The organism is Arthrobacter sp. 001422645 (assembly GCF_059816125.1).
On the sequence record NZ_JCBANT010000006.1, the window covers coordinates 172903 to 191128 of the forward strand.

Genomic DNA, 18226 nt, shown 5'->3' on the forward strand with positions numbered 1-18226 from the left:
AAGTTACTTCTTGCCGCCGAAGCCCTTGAAGCGAGCGTTGAAGCGCTCGACGCGGCCTGCAGAGTCCATGATGCGCTGCTTGCCCGTGTAGAACGGGTGGGACTCGGAGGAGATTTCGACGTCGATGACCGGGTAGGTGTTTCCGTCTTCCCACTCGATGGTCTTCTTGGAAGACACAGTGGACTTGGTCAGGAACTTGACGCCGGAAGCCAGGTCGTTGAAAACAACAGCTTCGTACTTCGGGTGAGTATTGGACTTCATAATTGGACCTTTGTTCGCACAACTGGATTTTGCCAGTTGCCAGGTATGAATGGGATGGCCGGCGGAATGCACCGGACGGCCAGCTACCCATCATAGCGGAAAACCGGCGCCTTCGCCGCCTGACCAGCGGCGCGGTGCAGGGCCGTGCGGAGCCTTGCCTGCAGGAGGTGCGGCTGCGTGCTTCAGTTGCGCGGCCGAAGTTCCCAGAACGCCACGGCGGACGCCGCGGCGACGTTGAGCGAGTCAACGCCCGCGCGCATGGGGATCTTCACGGCGAGGTCGACGGCGGCGAGGGTGCCCGCGCTCATCCCGGCACCCTCGGTGCCAAGGACCAGTGCGAGCCGCTCCGGCTGGCGGGCGGCCAGCTCATCGAGGTCCACGGCGTCGCCTGTGAGCTCCAAGGCGGCCACAGTGAAGCCCTGGTCGCGGAGAACCTGCAGGTCCCCCGGCCAGTTTTCCAGCCGCGCCCACGGCACCTGGAACACCGTTCCCATGCTGACCCGGACACTGCGGCGGTACAGCGGATCCCCGCAGCGCGGCGAGACCAGGACGGCGTCGACGCCCAGGGCCGCGGCGGAACGGAAGATCGCGCCGACGTTGGTGTGGTCCACAATGTCCTCCAGCACGGCGACCCTCCGCGCCCCGGCGAGGAGTTCGGGCAGCGGCACCGGGTCGGGGCGCTGCATGGCCGCCATCGCGCCGCGGTGGAGGTGGAAGCCGGTGATGTCCTCGAGGAGCGCGGCGGAACCGATATAGACAGGGACGTCAGGGTGCTGCTCGAAGACGTCCGCGAGATCCTCGAGCCATTTCTCGGCGAGGAAGAACGACCGCGGCCGGTGCCCCGCGGCGAGGGCGCGGCGGAGCACCCGGGAGGACTCGGCGATGTACATGCCCTCGGCGGGTTCACGGAGCTTGCGCAGGTGCACATCGGTGAGCCGGGTGTAGTCGGAGACCCGCGGGTCGTCGGCGGAGTCAAGGTGGTGGAAAGTCACTGGCGGGCCATTTCAGCGGGAGGTATCAGTGGAATATGTGGGGGGATTACTAGGAGCCGTGGGACCGGGTCACTTGAACAGGTTGGCGATCATGAACCCCAGGGCGACGAGGCCCAGGACGAAGATGACCCCGCGCAGGACCACCGGGGACAGCCGGCGGCCGACTTTGGAGCCGATCACACCGCCGATCAGCGAGCTCACGGCGATCAGCCCGACGACGGTCCAGTCGATCCGGCCGAACGCGAAGAGCAGGTAGGAGACTGCGGCGACGACGTTCACGCCGAGGACCAGGATGTTCTTCATGGCGTTGGCGTTCTGCATGGTCCCGGTCATAAAGACGCCCAGGATCCCGACCAGCAGGATGCCCTGCGCTGCGACGAAGTATCCGCCGTACACGCCGGCAAGATACACCAGGACCACCAGGATGACGCTGTGGCCGCGGTCCCGGATGGCGTGCTCGGGGTTCTGTTCCCGGTTACGGACCCACTGCTGCAGCTTGGGCTGGAAGGCCACCATCAGCAGGGCGACCACGATCAGGACGGGGGCGGCGTAGTGGAAGACTTCCTCGGGCAGGTGCAGCAGCAGGTAGGCCCCGGTAACGCCGCCCAGGAGCGAGGCTGGCAGTAGCTTAAGCAGTTGCTTCCCGCGTCCGGTGAGCTCCTTGCGGTAGCCCCACGCGCCGGTGGCGTTCCCGGCCACGAGGCCCATCGCGTTGCTGATGGACGCAGTGACGGGCGCGTAGCCGAGGGCGATCAGCACCGGGAAGGTCACCAGGGTGCCGGAACCGACGACGCTGTTGATAGTGCCGGCCCACAGCCCGGCAAAGAAGATGAAGACGCTACTGAGGAACTCCACGCGCTGTCAGCGGCCCGCTCAGCGGCGGGCGGTGGCCGTGTACCGGCCGGCGGTGACACTGACGTCCAGGGGCAGCCCGAAGGTCTCGCTCAGGTTCTCCGCGGTGAGGACGCCTTCGATCGGACCCTGGGCCACCACGCCGCCGTCGCGCAGCAGCATGGCGTGCGTGAAACCGGGCGGAACCTCTTCGAGGTGGTGGGTGACCAGGACGATCGCCGGGGCGGTCTCGTCGCGGGCCAGTTCACTGAGTCGGTAGACGAGGTCCTCGCGGCCGGTCAGGTCCAGTCCGGCGGCGGGTTCGTCGAGGAGCAGCAGTTCAGGGTCGGTCATCAGGGCGCGGGCGATCTGCACGCGTTTGCGCTCACCCTCGGAGAGCGACGCGAAAGGCCGGTTGAGCAGCGGACCCATACCCCACTCGTTCAGCAGGGAGAAGGCGCGGCGTTCGTCGTCCTTTTCGTAACCCTCGCGCCAGCGTCCGGTGACCCCGTAGGCGGCGGTCACGACGACGTTGAGGACCTTCTCGTGTTCCGGGATCTGGTTGGCCAGGGCTGCCGAGGACAGGCCGATCCGGGGCCGGAGTTCGAACACGTCGACGGCGCCGAGAATCTCCTCAAGGATGCCGGCCATCCCGGTGGTGGGGTGGAGCCGCGCAGCGGCGATCTGCAGGAGAGTGGTCTTGCCGGCACCGTTGGGACCCAGGATCACCCAACGCTCGCCTTCCCGGACCTGCCAGTCGACCTTGTCCAGGAGGGTTTTTGCCCCACGCACAACGCTGACGGCGGCCAATTCAAGAACATCACTCATAGGAGTAGACACTAGGACATAAAAGCGGGCGACTGATAACCGGAACGCCGTGCCCGCGCCGGGGGCTGGTCCGGCGCCCGCGGCCGGGCCGCGGAGGCGTCACCGGAGCGCAACGAATTCGGATCCCGATCCGCCTGATCGCTAGGATTGCAGACATGACCCTCAAGGTGACCGCAGTGAGCTATGCCCCGAAACTGACCCTTCCCGAGGTGCAGCGGCTCCGGTCGCTGCTCACCGCTGCGGGTCTGACGCTCGACGCCGAGACGCGCACCGGCGACTCCCGCTACGAGGTCTACACAGTGGACGGCAGCGTTGACCCGGCCGCCGGCGCGGACGACAGAGCAACCGCAGTGGCAGCACTCGCCGGACTCCGCGGCGCGGCGACGGAAAACCTGCCCGCCGGAGTGGACACGGCCATTGTCCCCGCCTCTCTGCGGAATGCGCAGCGGAAGTTCCTCATCCTGGACGTGGATTCCACCCTGATCCAGCAGGAAGTGATCGAACTCCTGGCCGCCTACGCCGGCAAGCGTGAAGAAGTGACCGCCGTGACGGAGGCCGCCATGCGCGGCGAGCTGGATTTCGCCGAGAGCCTGCACGCACGGGTGGCGGTACTCGCCGGGCTGCCCGCCGACGTCGTCGATTCCGTGCGTGCCGAAGTGACGCTGAGTCTCGGCGCGGCGGAACTCGTGGCCGCTTTCCAGGCCGCGGGCCACGTGGTGGCCGTCATCTCCGGCGGATTCAACCAGATCCTGCAGCCGATTGCCGAGGGACTGGGACTCGACTACTGGATCGCCAATGAACTTGAAATCGCCGACGGCGCCCTGACCGGGAAAGTGACCGGCGAGGTGATTGACCGGGCGGCGAAGGAGAAATACCTGCGCGAATGGGCCGCCAGGGAAGGCATCCCGATGGCCCACACGATTGCCGTGGGCGACGGCGCCAACGACCTGGACATGCTCGGTGCCGCGGGGATCGGCGTGGCGTTCAACGCGAAGCCGGCGGTTCGCGCGGTGGCGGACGCCGCCGTGAACCTGCCGTACCTCGACGTCGTACGGCACATCGCCGGCGTGTGAGGGGCACTGACACTAAGGAAGGCCGGGGCAGTTGCCCCGGCCTTCCTTAGTGTCGCGTGATAGTCGCGTGTTCGGCGTATACGGCCGGTCCTTAGTTCCTGCTCTTGTCGAAGTAGTCGGACCCGCCGACGTACTCGGTGTGGCCGGACTCGACGTCGGCGGTGACCATTTTGGCGACCTCGGCGGCGAATTCCGTGACCGAGTACAGCTTCCCGGCCTCGGCGCGGCGGGCTTCGATGGCGCCCGGGTTGGAGCGGTCCAGCAGGGTGGCCGTGACGGTGCCCTCGATCATGTCGCCGGAGACGACCACCAGGGAGATGCCCTTCTCGGCCAGGTTCGGAACGAGGCCGCGGAGTGCATCCTCGCCTGCGCGCTTGCTGCGTGCCACCGGCTCGTAGTCAGGCATGGTGGGCACGGTGTTGATGAAGTGGGCCTGGTGGCTGGTCACGAAGACCACCCGGGATCCCTCGGGCATCAGCGGCACGGCGGCGTTGAGCATGTTCACCTGGGCGTCGCGGTTGAGCTTGAGGGCGTAGCCCTCCTCCATGCCCGATTCCATGCCCCCGGAGGCGTTGAGGACCAGGACGTCGAGCGATCCGAAGTTCTCCATCGCGGCGCTGGCCAGGGCCTGAACGCCCTCCTGGGTGGTGAGGTCGGCGCCCACGGCTGCGGCACGGCCGCCGGCGGCCTCGATCTCGGCAACCACCTTGTTGGCACGCGGGGCCTTCTGGCGGTAATTCACGACGACGGCGGCGCCCTCGCCGGCGAGGATCTTGGCGACTTCAGCGCCGATGCCGCGCGATGAACCGGTCACGATTGCGGTCTTGTTCTCCAGCAGTCCCATACGAGCTCCTTTGTTCCAAACGTCCAAAAACGGTGGGTCTGCAGTCCATCATGCCAGCGGCGCAGGCCATTTCGGTTGTTCGGGTCCCACAAAGAAGCTGCTTCAGGCTAGTTGCGGCACCGCCGGCGGGCGTAGGCTCGCGGGCATGACATCGCCGAGTACGCGGCACCGGGAGGCCCCGTGCCCCGGGGCCTGAGCGAGGAATCGACGCCGGAAGAGGTGTTCAACGGCTCGCCGCGCGGCCTTTTGCTGTTCCGGGCCGTGGAGCAACTGCTGGCCACGCCCACTCCGGCCGCGGTCCGGGCCACAAAAAGCCAGGTGACGTTTCGGGCGCAACGAGGCTTCGCCTATCTGTGGCGGCCCGGCCGGTATGTGCGCTCCAGTGTCCCGGCCGTTCTGTCCATCGCGCTCCCGCGGCTGGTGGAATCCCCGCGGTTCAAAGAAGTAGCCCACCCGTCCCCCGGGGTGTGGATGCATCACTTGGAGCTTAATACCGTGGACGAACTCGACGGGGAGGTCCTGGACTGGCTGCGGGAGGCGCGGGCCAACGCCGGCTAGGTGTGGTCGATCCTGATTTTCTTGGCCGTGGTGTCCGGCGGCGTGGCCGGGGCGGGTGCACGGACTTCGAGGACACCGTCCTTGTACGTGGCGGTGATGTCTTCCTCCTTGGCCCCCGGAGGCAGGGCGACACTGCGCATGAACGAGCCGTAGCGGAACTCGGAGCGGTACCCGTCCTTGCTCTTGTGCTCGGTCTTCTCCTCGCGCTCGGCCCGGATGTGCAGCATGCCCTCGCTCACGGAGACGTCAACGTCCCTGTCCGGATCGATCCCGGGCACCTCCGCCCGCACCACCAGGGTTTCGCCGTCCTGGAACTGCTCCACCTTGATGGACGGGGACATGGTGAGGTCGCCGTCGAGGAATCGCTTGATCGGCTCAAGCACGTCCGACGGCACCCACTTGTTAAGTTCAGCCATGATTGTCCTCCCGGATCCATGCCCCTGCCCGGTGCGGTGAGGGGCTGTAGCCCCATTACACACCCCGGAGCACACCGGGCTAAAGGGCAAAAGGTCCTGACGTGGCTGCCCCGGCGGGCGCCGCCCGCGCCGGTTTGCCGGCTAGTGCCCCATCCCCAGGCCGCCGTCGACCGGGATGACCGCGCCGGAGATGTAGGCGGCCTCGTCGCTGGCGATCCAGCGGACCACGTTGGCAACCTCGGAGGCTTCGGCGAAGCGGCCGGCGGGCACCTTGGACAGGTAGTCCTTCTGGGTCGACTCGGGCAGTTCCGCCGTCATGTCCGTGTTGATGAAGCCCGGTGCCACCACGTTCGCGGTGATCCCGCGGGCGCCCAGCTCGCGGGTGAGGGAGCGGGCGACGCCGACCAGGCCGGCCTTGGACGCCGAGTAGTTGATCTGGCCGGGCGCGCCGTAGAGACCCGAGACGGAGGAAATCAGGACCACCCGGCCCTTGCGCGCCCGGATCATGCCCTTGGACGCGCGCTTGATCACGCGGAAGGCGCCGGTGAGGTTGGTGTCGATGACCGAGGTGAAGTCGTCTTCACTCATCCGCATCAGGAGGGTGTCCTTGGTGATGCCGGCGTTCGCCACGAGCACTTCGACGGGGCCATGGGCAGCCTCTACTTCGGTGAACGCGGCGTCCACCGAGGCTTCGTCCGTGACGTCGGCCTTGACACCCAGGATGCCGTCGGGGAGTGCGGATTCACTGCGGTAGGTGACGGCCACCTTGTCTCCGTTGGCGAGGAAGGCTTCGGCGATGGCGAGGCCGATTCCGCGGTTTCCGCCGGTGATCAGGACACTGCGGCCGGCGGTTGCTGTTTCAGACATGCTGGGGCTCCGGAATTCTGCGGCGGGGGGCGCCGCGGTGGGGTCGGGATTTTCCTGCCTCCGATCTTAGCGCCCGGCAGGGCCGCGTTTGGGCGGCCCTGCCGTTGGTGAGAGAATTGGAGTAAGCCTTGGGAGCGTGATCTGACAGCCTTGACACTCAAAAACCAGCACGGTGTGCCTGTGCCCGGAAACCCGGACGTCCCATCCGGTGATTCCGAGGTTCACAGCATCACGGACGCCTCCGCGGCGCACTCTGAAGAGATGCGCCAGCGGATGATCAAGTACGCCGTGGCGATGGGCATCCGCATGGTGTGCCTGATCCTGATTTTTGTGGTGGACGGCTGGCTCAAGATCCTCCCGGTCATCGGGGCCGTCTTCCTGCCCTGGTTTGCCGTCATCATTGCCAACGGCAGTGACAAGGCGGAGGTCCACGCCGACTCGCTGCTGGACTACGCGCCACTGGCCCAACTCGACGCGCCGGCCCCCTCGGTACCGGGCGCCCCGGAGACGGACGACCCCTCGATGACGCTGCTGCAGGGCGAACTCGTCGATGACGAGGACTCCCCCATCGAGGACGTCCCGGAGCGCGGCCCCGGCTTCGGCGCGGGAGATACCGCAGGAGACGCCGGGGACGACGGCGGCCGGGGGCGGGCGGCGTCGTGAGTCTTTTTGACCTGGCCGGGAACGGCGGGGCGGCCGGGCCGGCCGACGCCGTCTGCTCCCGCAAAGCGTGCCGGAGCGGCGCCGAATGGCAGTTGCTCTGGAACAACCCGAAGATCCACACCCCGGAACGGCGCAAGATCTGGCTCGCCTGCGGAGAGCATCGGGCCTGGCTCGAGGACTACCTGCAGACCCGGGGGCTCTGGAAGGAAACTGTGGCACTGAACCCGGCAGGCAGGGCAAGCTGAATGTACCGTTTTCTTTTCTCCAGCAAGTGGCTGGGATACCTGTTGCTTGCCGCGATTTTTGCCGCTGCCTGCGTCGGCCTGGGCCGCTGGCAGATGGACCGCCGCGCCGAGACCCTCGCCGAGATCAGCCGCGTCACGTCCAACTATTCCGCCACGCCGGTACCCTTCGCCGAGGTCAAGGAGCAGTTCCGCTCCCTCGCGCCGGAACGCGAGTGGACCCAGGTGGAGCTGAAGGGCAGGTACGACGTCGCCGGACAGCGCATAGTCCGCAACCGGCCGCTCAACGGCCAGCCCGGCTACGAGGTGGTGGTCCCCTTCCGGCTGGAATCCGGCGAGACCGTCATCATCGACCGCGGGTGGCTGCCGATCGGCAACAACAACCCGGGACGGCCCGACACGGTTCCCGCACCCCCGCAGGGCACCGTGACCGTCGTCGCCCGCCTCAAACCGGCCGAGCCGGATCTTCAGCGCGGCGCCCCGGACGGGCAGCTGGCCTCCATTGACCTCGCCGCCTACTCGACCGAGCTGGGCTACCCCCTGCTGACGGGGGCGTACGGGCAGTTGGCGTCCGAGAGCCCGGCCGTGGCGGAGATGCCCCTCCCGTTCCCGAAACCGTCCACCGAGGAGGGCACACACCTGTCGTACTCGCTGCAGTGGTTTGCGTTCGGGGTGCTGATGTTCGTCGGCTTCGGGTACGCCGCCCGTCAGCAGGCCCGAAACGCGGCCATCGACGCCGAAGACGCCGAAGCGCAGGCCGGCGACGGGGCCTCTGCCGGCGGCCATATGTACTCCAGCGGCCCGGTGGCCCGCCGCCGTCCGCTCCCCCGCAAGCGGAAGAACGCGACCGCGGAGGAAGAGGAAGACGCCATCCTCGACGCCCAGGGGTTCTGAGGAATGGACCTCGTGGTGCCGGAGCCGGTGGCCCGGGTGAAGCGCGCGTTGACGGTGCTGGGCGCCGAGGACACCGTGACGGTGTTCGCTTCGACAGTCCCGACGGCGGCTGCCGCGGCCACTGCGCTGGGTTGCGACGTCGCGGCCATCACCAACAGCCTCGTGTTCGACCTCGAGGGCGCTCCGCTGTTGATCCTGGCCAGCGGGGCCGCCAGGGTCGATGTCCGGAAGGTCGCCGCGCAGTTGGGCACTGGCAGCATCCGCCGCGCCTCCCCCGGGTTCGTCCTGGAACACACCGGCCAGGAAGTCGGCGGCGTGGCCCCCGTGGGGCATCCGGAAAAGATCCAGACCCTGCTGGACGAGTCCCTCTCGGCCCACCCCGTGCTCTGGGCCGGAGCGGGCGACCACCACTCGATGTTCTCCATCAGCTACAGAGAACTCCAGCGCATCACCGAAGCCCAGGAAATGCCGGTCCGGTAACGAAGGTGACGACGCCCGCCAGCGCAGCGGTGCGGTCGATTTGCGTAGCGTGCGTCTAAGCGAGTGCCCCATCGTCCGGGTTCCCTGGCCGAGCTTGCGAGGTTAGGGAGACGGTGGGGTGTACGAGCGAGCACGCGGCAAATCGGGCGAGCCGCGAAGCGGAACGCGAGGCGCGCGCCCGCCCACCCGGCCTACGCCAGCGTAATCAAGTCGAGGTAGTCCGCGTTCCACAGGTCCTCGACGCCGTCGGGCAGCAGCACCACACGCTCCGGATTCAGCGCCTCAACGGCACCTTCATCGTGGCTCACCAGCACCACGGCGCCGGTGTAGTTGCTCAAGGCTCCGAGGATTTCGGCGCGGCTGGCCGGGTCAAGGTTGTTGGTGGGCTCGTCGAGGAGCAGCACGTTCGCGCTCGAGGCGACAATGGTCGCCAGCGCCAGGCGGGTCTTCTCGCCGCCCGACAGCACACCGGCGGGCTTGTCGACGTCGTCACCCGAAAACAGGAACGACCCGAGGATGTTCCGCACTTCCGCGTCGTTCATGTCCGGGGCGGAGGAGCGCATGTTCTGCAGCACCGTCCGGTCGACGTCGAGCGTCTCGTGCTCCTGGGCGTAGTAACCCACCTTCAGGCCGTGACCGGCGACGACTTCGCCGGTGTCCGGCTTGTCGACGCCGGCGAGCATCCGCAGCAGGGTGGTCTTGCCCGCACCGTTGAGGCCCAGGATGACCACCTTGGAGCCGCGGTCGATCGCGAGGTCCACATCCGTGAAGATTTCTAGCGAACCGAAGGACTTGCTGAGGCCGTCCGCGGTGAGCGGGGTCTTGCCGCAGGGCGACGGATCCGGAAAGCGCAGGGCGGCCACGCGGTCGGTCGCGCGCACGGCTTCAAGGCCACCCAGCAGACGCTCGGCGCGCTTGGCCATGTTCTGCGCGGCCACGGCCTTGGTGGCCTTGGCGCGCATCTTGTTGGCCTGGTCGAAGAGGACCTGGGCCTTCTTCTCCGCGTTGGCGCGCTCCCTTTTGCGGGCACGCTCATCCGTTTCGCGCTGCTGCAGGTAGCGCTTCCAGTCCATGTTGTAGAAGTCGATCTGCGCGCGGTTCGGATCCAGCAGGAAGACCTTGTTCACGGTGGCTTCGAGCAGTTCCGTGTCGTGGCTGATCACGATCAGACCGCCCTGGTGGTTCTTCAGGAACTCACGGAGCCAGGCGATGGAGTCGGCGTCGAGGTGGTTGGTGGGCTCATCGAGGAGCATCGTTTCGGCGTCCGAATACAAGATGCGGGCCAGCTCCACGCGGCGGCGCTGGCCACCGGACAGGGTCTTCAGGGGCTGGTTCAGCAGCCGGTCCGGGAGAGCCAGGTTGGAGCAGATCGCAGCGGCCTCGGCCTCGGCCGCGTAGCCGCCGGCGGCCAGGAACTCCGATTCCAGCCGGTCGTAGCGGTTCATGGCCTTGCGCTGGACGTCGGCGTCGTCGCTCGCCATTTCCTCGTGGGCCACGCGGAGCTTCCCGACGGCGATGTCCAGGCCGCGGGCGGACAGGATCCGGTCACGGGCCAGCTGTTCCATGTCCGGCGTGCGCGGGTCCTGCGGCAGGTAGCCAATCTCGCCGGTGCGGGTCACCTTGCCCCCGGCCGGAAGGCCTTCGCCCGCGAGCACCCGGGTCAGTGTGGTCTTGCCTGCACCGTTACGGCCCACAAGGCCGATCTTGTCTCCCTTGTCGATCCGGAAGCTCACCTGGTCCATAAGGAGGCGGGCGCCGGCGCGCAGTTCGAGATCCTGGACGGTAATCAATGCAGCTAAGGCCTTTCACAACAGGGAACGCCGCGGCACAACGGTGGAATCTGGAAGGGGCCGGGGCAGTGTGGCCGAGAGGACGGCCTCTCCCAGTCTACCGGCCCGGCCTCCGCCCCATGACAAGGGCCGCTCCGGGAGCATCCGGGACGCTTTGGTGCCGCCCTCCAGCAACAGGGCCGCCGGTTAGTGGGTCACCTACAAAAAACCCCGCCCGCCATGCTCGTAGAGTCAAAATGAGAAGCAGGTCCCCGATTCACCCGCGATAGGAACTCCCATGACAAAGACCGACGGCACCGCTGCCGCCACTCCCGCCCGGCGCCGTAACCCCTGGAACGCCACCGACCTGGGACTGATCGCCGTTTTCGCCGCGCTGGTGGCAGGATCCGCCCTGATCGCCGCCATTCCGGTAGGCGGCCTCGGCGTCCCCATCACCCTGCAGACGCTCGCCGTCATGCTCACGGGCCTGGCCCTGGGCCCCGCCAGGGCGTTCGCCGCCGTCGGGCTCTACGTCCTCCTCGGGCTTGCCGGGTTGCCGATCTTCAGCGGCGGGCGCAGCGGCCTCGGGGTCCTTGCCGGCCCCTCCGCGGGCTACATCATCGGCTTTGTGTTCGCGGCCACGGCGGTGGGCTGGCTGACCGTCGTCGTGCTCCGCCGCACGGCAGGCCGTCCCGGCAAGTTCCGTGCCGTCCTGCTGTTCGCCGCCGCAATGGTGAGCAGCATCATCTTTATCCACGGCCTTGGCATCCTCGGGATGATGGTCAACGCGAAGCTGGACTTCTCCAAGGCGTTCCTCGCCGACCTGGTCTTCTACCCCGGAGATGTGATCAAGAACGCACTGGCCGTGACCGTTGCGCTTGCCCTGCACAAAGCATTCCCGGACCTGCTGATCCGCCGGATCCGGACCTCCGGGACTCCCGGCGGCGCATCCGCGGCCCCCGCTGTCGGCGCCCAGGCGGACAGCCGGCCGTGAGCACCATCGTGCTGGACCGGGCTGCGGTGCGGGTGGCCGTCGACGGCCGCCCCGCGCCCAAAACCCTGCTTGGGGAGCTGAGCCTGCGGCTCACGGAGCAGCGGATCGGCGTGATCGGCGCCAACGGTTCCGGCAAGTCCACCCTGCTGCGGCTCCTGAACGGACTCGTGGCGCCGAGCAGTGGCACCGTCACGGTGGACGGCTCGGACACGGTCCGCGCGGTGCGGGAGGTACGCCGGCGCGTCGGCTTCGTGTTCACCGATCCGCTGTCCCAGCTGGTGATGCCGACGGGCCGGGAGGATGTTGAGCTCTCCCTCCGGCGTTCGGTCCGGAACGCGCGGGAACGCAGCAGCCAGGCGGAGGGGACCCTGGACCGTTTCGGGCTGCTGCCGCTGGCCGACCAGAGCATCTACGAGCTGTCCGGCGGGGAACGGCAGCTCCTGGCCCTCGCGGCCGTCCTCGCCGTGGACCCGGAGGTGCTGGTCCTGGACGAGCCCTCCACGCTGCTGGACCTGCGCAACAGGGAACTGCTGCGGCGGACCCTGGCCGGACTCAGCCAGCAGGTTATCCTCTCCACCCACGACCTCGACCTCGCCCTGGATCTTGACCGGGTCCTCGTCGTCGACGCCGGGTCGGTGGTGTTCGACGGCGGCCCGGCCGCCGCTGTTGCCCACTACCGGGCCATCTGCGCGGAGACTCTCCCTGCTCCAGGCCCGGGGCCGGACCGGCCGCGCCTCAATCAGCCGCACGTCAGTCAGCCGCGACTGGAGCAGTTGTGAGCGGGCACGGATTCCTGTTCGCCAACTACGTGCCGGGGAACTCCCTGCTGCACCGCGCGCCACTGTGGCTTAAGTTTCTCCTGGTGCTTGCCTGCGGCATGGCATCGTTCCTGATCGTGGACTGGGTGGTGGCGGCCGCAGCCCTGGTGCTGATGTGTGCCCTGTTCCTGCTCAGCGGGGCAGGCTTCCGGCGGCTGTTCCGGGCTGTCCGTCCCGTGCTGCCGGTCCTCGCGGCCATCGGCCTGTTCCAGTGGTGGCAGCTCGGCGGCCCCACGGCGGCGCGGATTGTGCTCAATGTGCTGGTCTGTATTGTGGCGGCATCGATCCTGACCGCCACCACTCCGGTGCAGCGGCTGCTGGACGGGGTAGCCTCCCTGGCGCAGCCGTTCCGGCGGTTCGGCGCGGATCCGGAACGCTTTGCCCTAACCATCGCCATCATGCTGCGGAGTATCCCGTTCATCGCGGGCGCTTACAGTGACGTCCGCGATTCCGCCCGGGCCCGCGGCCTGGAGCGCAACCCCCGGGCCCTGATCCTCCCGGTCTTTATCACCACGGTGGCCTTCGCCCGGCAGACCGGCGAGGCCCTCGCGGCCCGGGGACTGGGTGAGCACGAGACCGGGGAACATGCCCCGCCAGCCACCCCCGCCGCTGGACATTCCCTCCCCTAATAGGGGTGGCTTGCGAAAAAGTGATATATCCGACGCTAAGGTCTTGCCGGGCGTCGTGGTGGCCTATATTCTCCGGGTTTGATGTGGGCGCGTGGCCAGGTGTAGTCGCCGGTGAGGTTGATGTGTTCCCAGCCCAGCGGTGAAAGGAACCGCAGGACGTCCGGGTCGATGTCACAGCCGTTGCTGGTCAGGGTGGCGACGGTGCGGTCAAGGTAGACCGTGTTCCAGAGAACGACGGCTGCGGTGAGAAGGTTCAGCCCGCTGGCGCGGTAGCGCTGCTGCTCGAAGGAACGGTCGCGGATTTCGCCGAGCCGGTTGAATAAGCGGCTCGGGAGAGGGTGGTCCGGGCCTCGCCCTTGTTCAGGCCTGCGGTGACTTTACGGCACAGGCCGGGGCCCTGGAGCCAGTCCAGGAGGAAGAGGGTCCGTTCCATTCTGCCCAGCGCCCGCAGGGCGAGTGCAGGTCTGGCGGCTGGTCACCCGGATCACCGAGCGGCTCTCGCTGCGGGTCCTAGCCGCGCTCTGCGACATTCTGGGAGTGACCCCGCGTAGCTGATCGCCACTCAGGCAGAGGCCGTGACACCGCGCCGCACGGCCGCCGCGGGCGCCGAGGTCGTGGACTTTGCCGCCACCATCCGGCCCAAGCGGGCCAGGATCACCCCCGGAGCGGTGAACCCCGCCTACGACACCCGCGAGAAGGTTGAGCGCTGGCATATACGCAGCTGTGCCTGCTGCAGCCGACAGGCCGCGAAAGCGGCCAACTGGTCGGACGGCCCGATCTGCCGGACCTGTTTCGACAAGGCCACAGCACACATGGATCCTGCCCCAGCTGCCGGACCGAACGGCTGCTGCCGGGCCGCAACGCCACAGGGATGCCGGTCTGCCGCGACTGTGCGGGGATCACCCGCGACTTCTCCAGCGACCGCTGCCGCGTTGAAGGACCCCTGCTCGCCGGACGGCTCTGCCCCAGATGCACCCTCGCCGACAGGCTCGCCGCGCTGCTGGATGACGTCACGGGCCGCATCCACCCGCCCCTGGCCCCGCTGTTCGACCGAATGCTGACGATGCAACGGACCAAAAGCGGGCTTGCTTGTCTGACCAAACCTCAGCCACCCGAACACACCCGGGTGCTGCACCGCTTCGCCACCTGGCACCAACTCCGCAAACTTCGGGCCAAAGCCGGCAAAGGAAGGACCGCTGGGCAACTCTCCGGCATACCCGGCCCGGCAGCAGCTTTTCCAAGCCGGTTCGTTCGTGACCTGGCTCACCGTCCGTGGCGCTCTCACCCTAAGCGGATACGCTCCCGGCGACCACAGCCGACAAAAACTCCCGCACCACCCGAGCCATTCCCAAAAGCGACAAAGTCAGCCTCTCCCATCGACAGACTCCTTAGAAAATCCGAAGAATACCGAGTACTCAATCAACGGTCATAACCAGTCCGGACCCCCGTATCAGTTTGCAGTTGCCCCAGTCATTACCCGGTATCCGAGCTCGTGGTTGTATCCGTGGATCTCACGGGTGTCCAGTGCGGACATGAATGCCAGGATCCCGGCGGTGATGACCTGGCCCGGTACCAGGATGGGAAATCCCGGCGGGTAAGGAGTAACGAATCCGGCGGAAACCACCTCGTGGCCCGCCGCTACCCGCCGGTTCAGCTCGGCCGGGGAAAGGTATTCGCATGATCCCGGCTTGTAGCTTTCGAAGTAGGCCGCTCGGATGTTTCCGTCCGGGGTGTGCGGGTCGCGTCGGTAGCGGTCCGCGAAATGGCTGAAGTCCGGCAGCGGCGGGGGTGCGCTCGTGAGCGCTGCGACGCGGGCCGCGTGGGCTCGTTGGCCGAGCGGGCTCAGTGCGGCCTGCTCGTCTTCGAAGCTTTCGGCCAGTTTGACGAGAACCTCGATGAGGTAGGCGACGGAGCTGCGGCTGGTGCCGATGTTGGTCATGAACAGGACACTGTTTCTGGAAGTCTTGTTGACCTGGATCCCAAACTTGTCCATGAGGTATTCGTGTTTGAAGGTGTCGCCGTCGACGCCGGTCAGGCCGATATATAGGGTCAGGCGGCTAGGGTCAACGACGAATTCGTCCCGCCGCCAGGCCTCGTCCATGGCCGCGAGCCCGTCCCGAAGCGGCATCGGCCTGTCGCTTTCGCGATACTCCTCCGGGATCAGGTCCTTGGTGGTGAGGGTGCGGAAATACTTCTTCAGGAGGGGATGGCGTGCCACTGCCTGGGCGATGCTGACGGCGAGATCGGCCTGCTTTTGCACCAGTTCGAACCCCTCGAATTCGACCTGTCGGCGTCCGATGTCCAGTGAGGCCAGGATCTGATAGTTCGGTGAGGTCGAGGTGTGCGTCATATAGGCTTCGCGGAATGCTTCCTCGTTGAGGTGGCTGAAGTCTTGGTCGAAGACGTGGATCATGGAGCCCTGGCGCAGCGAGGTGAGGGTCTTGTGCGTTGATTGGGTGGCGTAGACCCGCAGACGGGCCGTTGCCGGATCCGGCACGAGTCGGGTCTTCATCCACACTTCGTCGGCGAGGGGCTCGTTCGTGTCGGGGTCGTAGAGTTCCTTCACCTGCGCCGCATGGCGAAGCGTGTAGGCGGGGTCCTTGAAGGCCGCCTCCAGTTTTCGTGCCGCGGCCATCGCGGTCCGGCGGCGATAGACATGGTGGAAGCCGGCGAACGCGAACCAGGCCTCGTCCCACAGGAACACCAGGTCCGGTTTGATCGACAGGCACTCTTCCATGACCCGCTCGACGTCGTAGACGATGCCGTCGAAGGTGCAATTGGTCAGCGCGATCATCTTGACGTCGGCCAGCCGTCCGGCCCGGCGGTAGTCCAGCAGCATCTTCTTGATGCTGGCCAGCGGGACGGCGCCGTAGAAGGAGTATTCGTGCAGAGGGTAGGCATCCAGGTAGGCGACCTGGGCGCCGGCAAGCATGAGCGCGTAGTGGTGTGACTTATGGCAGTTGCGGTCGACCAGGACCACATCGCCGGGGGCCACGATCGACTGGTGGACGATCTTGTTCGCCGTTGACGTGCCGTTGGTGACAAAGAACGACTTCTGCGCCCCGAACGCGCGGGCCGCCAGCATCTGGGCCTCCTTGATGGACCCGTGCGGGTCAAGCAGCGAGTCCAGACCTCCGGAGGTTGCCGAGGTCTCCGCCAGGAGCAGGTTGAGGCCGTAGAACTCGCCCATGTCCTTGATCCATTTGGAGTTCACCACAGACCCGCCCCGGGAGACTGGCAGCGCGTGGAAGACACCCGCGGGTTTTCTGCTGTAGTACTGAAGGGCGGTAAAGAACGGAGTGTCGTAACGGTCCGCCACTCCGCGCAACAGCGACAGGTGCAGCTCCAGGCTGTCCTCCCGGCGGAAGATTCGGCTGAACCTTCTGGTCAGTGACCCGGCGAGCTGCTCGATAGAGACGCCCGCGACCAGGTAGAGATCGAGTTCGGGCCGCAGCTGCGCGATCTTGTCCGCCAGGCCAAGGATCCGCTCGATGGGCCGCAACGGGGCAAGGTCCTCTCCGGCGAATCCGGCAAGGAAGTCGCGCAGGTCATGGCCCAGCCGCTGTCGCGTGGTGGATCCGAACCCCGGCCGAAGAACACAGGCCTGAATATCGGGATTCAACAGCACCGCCACGAGCGCGTCCTCAAAGCTCGAGACTACGGTGAGCTCGTAGATGAACGCATCAGCAGGCCTGCGATGGCGGAGCATCTCGGCTTGGAGGGCGTCCCGATCCGTAGCGGACATGTCATCGACGATGAGGACCTCGAATCTCGGCCTAACCTCCGCCGGGGCCTGCGCGACGGGCAGCTCGGCACCGGGGGTATCCCTCTCGAGAGAGGATTCCCGCTCCTCAGCACCGGGGCTCAATCTCGCGAAACCCCGGGTGACGGGTTCAATGAGTTCAAGCGCCTTGCGGTAGTCCCCGGCGTCGATGCGCTGGCGCAGCTGGGTGATATGCCGGTGCCCAGGGAACGCCCAATACATCTCTATCGCCTCCAGCAGTTGGAGCAGCCGCCTGATCTCGCGCGGGAGGCCGTTCACCGAAGCCTCCGGCGCGTCGGCAGCAGCCAACTGCTTGGTGGCGTAGCCCAGGAACTCCCACGCATCGCTGCGCAGCCGCCACACGCTGCTGGGTATCCCGATGAATGGCTGAGTTGCCGCGACCGTCTCCGTCACAACTTCGTTCAAGCCTTCATCCACGACGACGGGAAGGTCCGCGGTGCGGTCGTGGAATACGTCGCTAGGTCCATGCACCGGCCGGTCTGCGGGGTTGCATGATTGTTCCCTGATCTGGCTCCCCTGTTCGAGGTGGTTGTCTTGGAAATCAGGGGTTGGGCCCTGAGGCATGGTTCTCCATCCTTGTCTGCCCATGTGCGCCATGCGCACTAGTGCGTGTTGTTGCTGAGCGGGGATTATGAAACACCTCGAAGCACCACAGCCCGAGACTTGGAAATTCGCTGGCTGGGCCGTGGGGAGGTCCCAAGGCCGCGGGGGCTGCCTGTCCTCGAAGAGGAATCGGTCCACTGTCGGCTGCTCGCGGACGTTCGTACCACGCCGCCCACACATTCATGAAAGATCGAGACTGGAGAGCCGGCTAGACCTTCGAAGAGTCGTCATCGTTGCTGCGAGGACGTTGGCTATAGGGTTTCTCGTCGAGGAGCTCCAGCCGGAACGGCCACGGAACGGCCGTCAGCGGAACCCGCCCTGGCCGATGAGTGCCAGGACCGCTCGGGCCGTCACCACGCCGCCGGCTTCGGCGAGGAGGCCGATTACAGTTCCGTCGCGGTGGGCGGCGACCTGGGTTTCCATTTTCATCGCTTCGAGCACGACGACGGGATCCCCTGCCGAAACTGCGGCGCCCGGTGCGACGAGCCATTTCACCACGGTCCCGGCCATGCCGGCGCGCAGTTCGCGAGGGTCGGCGTCTCCGCCGGCGTGCGTGGCGCCGTCGGACTCTGAAGCTGCTGTCCCTGCGGCGGGAAGGGCCTGACCGGAGCGGGCCCAGCCGTCCAGGAGATCCGCGGGCAGCCCGATGGCCATCCGGCGGCCGTCCACCTCGACGGTGA

Annotated in this window: 18 protein-coding genes and 2 pseudogenes; 9 read left to right on the forward strand and 11 right to left on the reverse strand. The window is 66.9% G+C overall.

Features of this window, described 5'->3' with window-relative positions:
- Positions 1-3: 3 nt before the first annotated feature.
- The 4 genes from AC6EUH_RS08960 to AC6EUH_RS08975 all read right to left on the reverse strand — a co-directional run bounded on the left by AC6EUH_RS08960 (position 4) and on the right by AC6EUH_RS08975 (position 2912).
- Positions 4-261, reverse strand: coding sequence for a type B 50S ribosomal protein L31 (locus AC6EUH_RS08960; protein WP_011691973.1), 258 nt, complete (start codon positions 259-261; stop codon positions 4-6).
- 182 nt (positions 262-443) lie between these two features.
- Positions 444-1253: a TrmH family RNA methyltransferase gene (locus AC6EUH_RS08965; protein WP_499738406.1), complete on the reverse strand. Its 810-nt coding sequence runs from the start codon at positions 1251-1253 to the stop codon at positions 444-446.
- 69 nt (positions 1254-1322) lie between these two features.
- Positions 1323-2108 (reverse strand): sulfite exporter TauE/SafE family protein, encoded by a 786-nt coding sequence (locus AC6EUH_RS08970; protein WP_056429358.1) that lies wholly within the window; start codon positions 2106-2108, stop codon positions 1323-1325.
- 18 nt (positions 2109-2126) lie between these two features.
- Entirely contained in the window at positions 2127-2912 is a 786-nt protein-coding gene (locus AC6EUH_RS08975; protein WP_499738407.1) for an ABC transporter ATP-binding protein, read from the reverse strand.
- Positions 2913-3067: 155 nt separating this feature from the next.
- Here AC6EUH_RS08975 and serB point away from each other — a divergent pair, with 155 nt between their 5' ends.
- Positions 3068-3985, forward strand: coding sequence for a phosphoserine phosphatase SerB (serB, locus tag AC6EUH_RS08980; protein ID WP_499738408.1), 918 nt, complete (start codon positions 3068-3070; stop codon positions 3983-3985).
- A 91-nt stretch (positions 3986-4076) separates the two neighbouring features.
- Here the strand turns inward: serB and AC6EUH_RS08985 are convergent, their stop codons facing one another.
- Positions 4077-4829 carry an SDR family oxidoreductase gene (locus AC6EUH_RS08985; protein ID WP_056429353.1) on the reverse strand — a complete coding sequence of 251 codons (753 nt, stop codon included), beginning with the start codon at positions 4827-4829 and terminating at the stop codon, positions 4077-4079.
- 180 nt (positions 4830-5009) lie between these two features.
- Here AC6EUH_RS08985 and AC6EUH_RS08990 point away from each other — a divergent pair, with 180 nt between their 5' ends.
- Positions 5010-5387 (forward strand): DUF5655 domain-containing protein, encoded by a 378-nt coding sequence (locus tag AC6EUH_RS08990; RefSeq protein ID WP_235500196.1) that lies wholly within the window; start codon positions 5010-5012, stop codon positions 5385-5387.
- Here AC6EUH_RS08990 and AC6EUH_RS08995 read toward each other — a convergent pair.
- Positions 5384-5803, reverse strand: a complete 420-nt coding sequence (locus AC6EUH_RS08995) for an Hsp20/alpha crystallin family protein (RefSeq protein ID WP_056429352.1) — start codon at positions 5801-5803, stop codon at positions 5384-5386. The genes AC6EUH_RS08990 and AC6EUH_RS08995 overlap by 4 nt on opposite strands.
- A gap of 141 nt (positions 5804-5944) precedes the next feature.
- Positions 5945-6670, reverse strand: a complete 726-nt coding sequence (locus AC6EUH_RS09000; RefSeq protein WP_499738409.1) for a beta-ketoacyl-ACP reductase — start codon at positions 6668-6670, stop codon at positions 5945-5947.
- A 150-nt stretch (positions 6671-6820) separates the two neighbouring features.
- On the opposite strand from AC6EUH_RS09000, the gene AC6EUH_RS09005 reads away from it, so the two are divergent.
- Genes AC6EUH_RS09005 through AC6EUH_RS09020 form a run of 4 tightly spaced genes read left to right on the forward strand, consistent with a single transcriptional unit; the run spans position 6821 to position 8949 of the window.
- Positions 6821-7333, forward strand: a complete 513-nt coding sequence (locus AC6EUH_RS09005) for a DUF3099 domain-containing protein (RefSeq protein WP_056429348.1) — start codon at positions 6821-6823, stop codon at positions 7331-7333.
- Positions 7330-7578, forward strand: a complete 249-nt coding sequence (locus tag AC6EUH_RS09010) for a hypothetical protein (protein ID WP_056429346.1) — start codon at positions 7330-7332, stop codon at positions 7576-7578. The genes AC6EUH_RS09005 and AC6EUH_RS09010 overlap by 4 nt, the downstream gene beginning before the upstream one ends.
- Entirely contained in the window at positions 7579-8469 is an 891-nt protein-coding gene (locus AC6EUH_RS09015) for an SURF1 family cytochrome oxidase biogenesis protein (RefSeq protein WP_056429344.1), read from the forward strand.
- 3 nt (positions 8470-8472) lie between these two features.
- Entirely contained in the window at positions 8473-8949 is a 477-nt protein-coding gene (locus tag AC6EUH_RS09020) for a YbaK/EbsC family protein (protein ID WP_499738410.1), read from the forward strand.
- Positions 8950-9140: 191 nt separating this feature from the next.
- Here AC6EUH_RS09020 and AC6EUH_RS09025 read toward each other — a convergent pair whose 3' ends face one another.
- Positions 9141-10739: an ABC-F family ATP-binding cassette domain-containing protein gene (locus AC6EUH_RS09025; protein ID WP_056429341.1), complete on the reverse strand. Its 1599-nt coding sequence runs from the start codon at positions 10737-10739 to the stop codon at positions 9141-9143.
- Positions 10740-11016: 277 nt separating this feature from the next.
- Between AC6EUH_RS09025 and AC6EUH_RS09030 the strand changes: the two genes are divergently transcribed.
- The 3 genes and pseudogenes from AC6EUH_RS09030 to AC6EUH_RS09040 all read left to right on the forward strand — a co-directional run bounded on the left by AC6EUH_RS09030 (position 11017) and on the right by AC6EUH_RS09040 (position 13159).
- Positions 11017-11712: a biotin transporter BioY gene (locus AC6EUH_RS09030; protein WP_499738411.1), complete on the forward strand. Its 696-nt coding sequence runs from the start codon at positions 11017-11019 to the stop codon at positions 11710-11712.
- A 98-nt stretch (positions 11713-11810) separates the two neighbouring features.
- Positions 11811-12491: pseudogene (locus tag AC6EUH_RS09035) on the forward strand (energy-coupling factor ABC transporter ATP-binding protein); the annotation flags it as partial.
- Positions 12488-13159 carry an energy-coupling factor transporter transmembrane component T family protein gene (locus tag AC6EUH_RS09040; RefSeq protein WP_056429334.1) on the forward strand — a complete coding sequence of 224 codons (672 nt, stop codon included), beginning with the start codon at positions 12488-12490 and terminating at the stop codon, positions 13157-13159. The pseudogene AC6EUH_RS09035 and the gene AC6EUH_RS09040, both read left to right, overlap by 4 nt.
- A gap of 35 nt (positions 13160-13194) precedes the next feature.
- Here AC6EUH_RS09040 and AC6EUH_RS09045 read toward each other — a convergent pair.
- The 3 genes and pseudogenes from AC6EUH_RS09045 to AC6EUH_RS09055 form a co-directional block, all read right to left on the reverse strand.
- Positions 13195-13592 (reverse strand): annotated as a pseudogene (locus AC6EUH_RS09045) (Tn3 family transposase).
- Between the two features lie 1017 nt (positions 13593-14609).
- On the reverse strand, positions 14610-17507 hold the full coding sequence (locus AC6EUH_RS09050) for an aminotransferase class I/II-fold pyridoxal phosphate-dependent enzyme (RefSeq protein ID WP_499738412.1): 2898 nt from the start codon (positions 17505-17507) through the stop codon (positions 14610-14612).
- Positions 17508-17849: 342 nt separating this feature from the next.
- Positions 17850-18226: acyl-CoA carboxylase biotin carboxyl carrier protein subunit (locus AC6EUH_RS09055; protein WP_499738413.1), on the reverse strand; the 377-nt coding region annotated here is incomplete at its 5' end.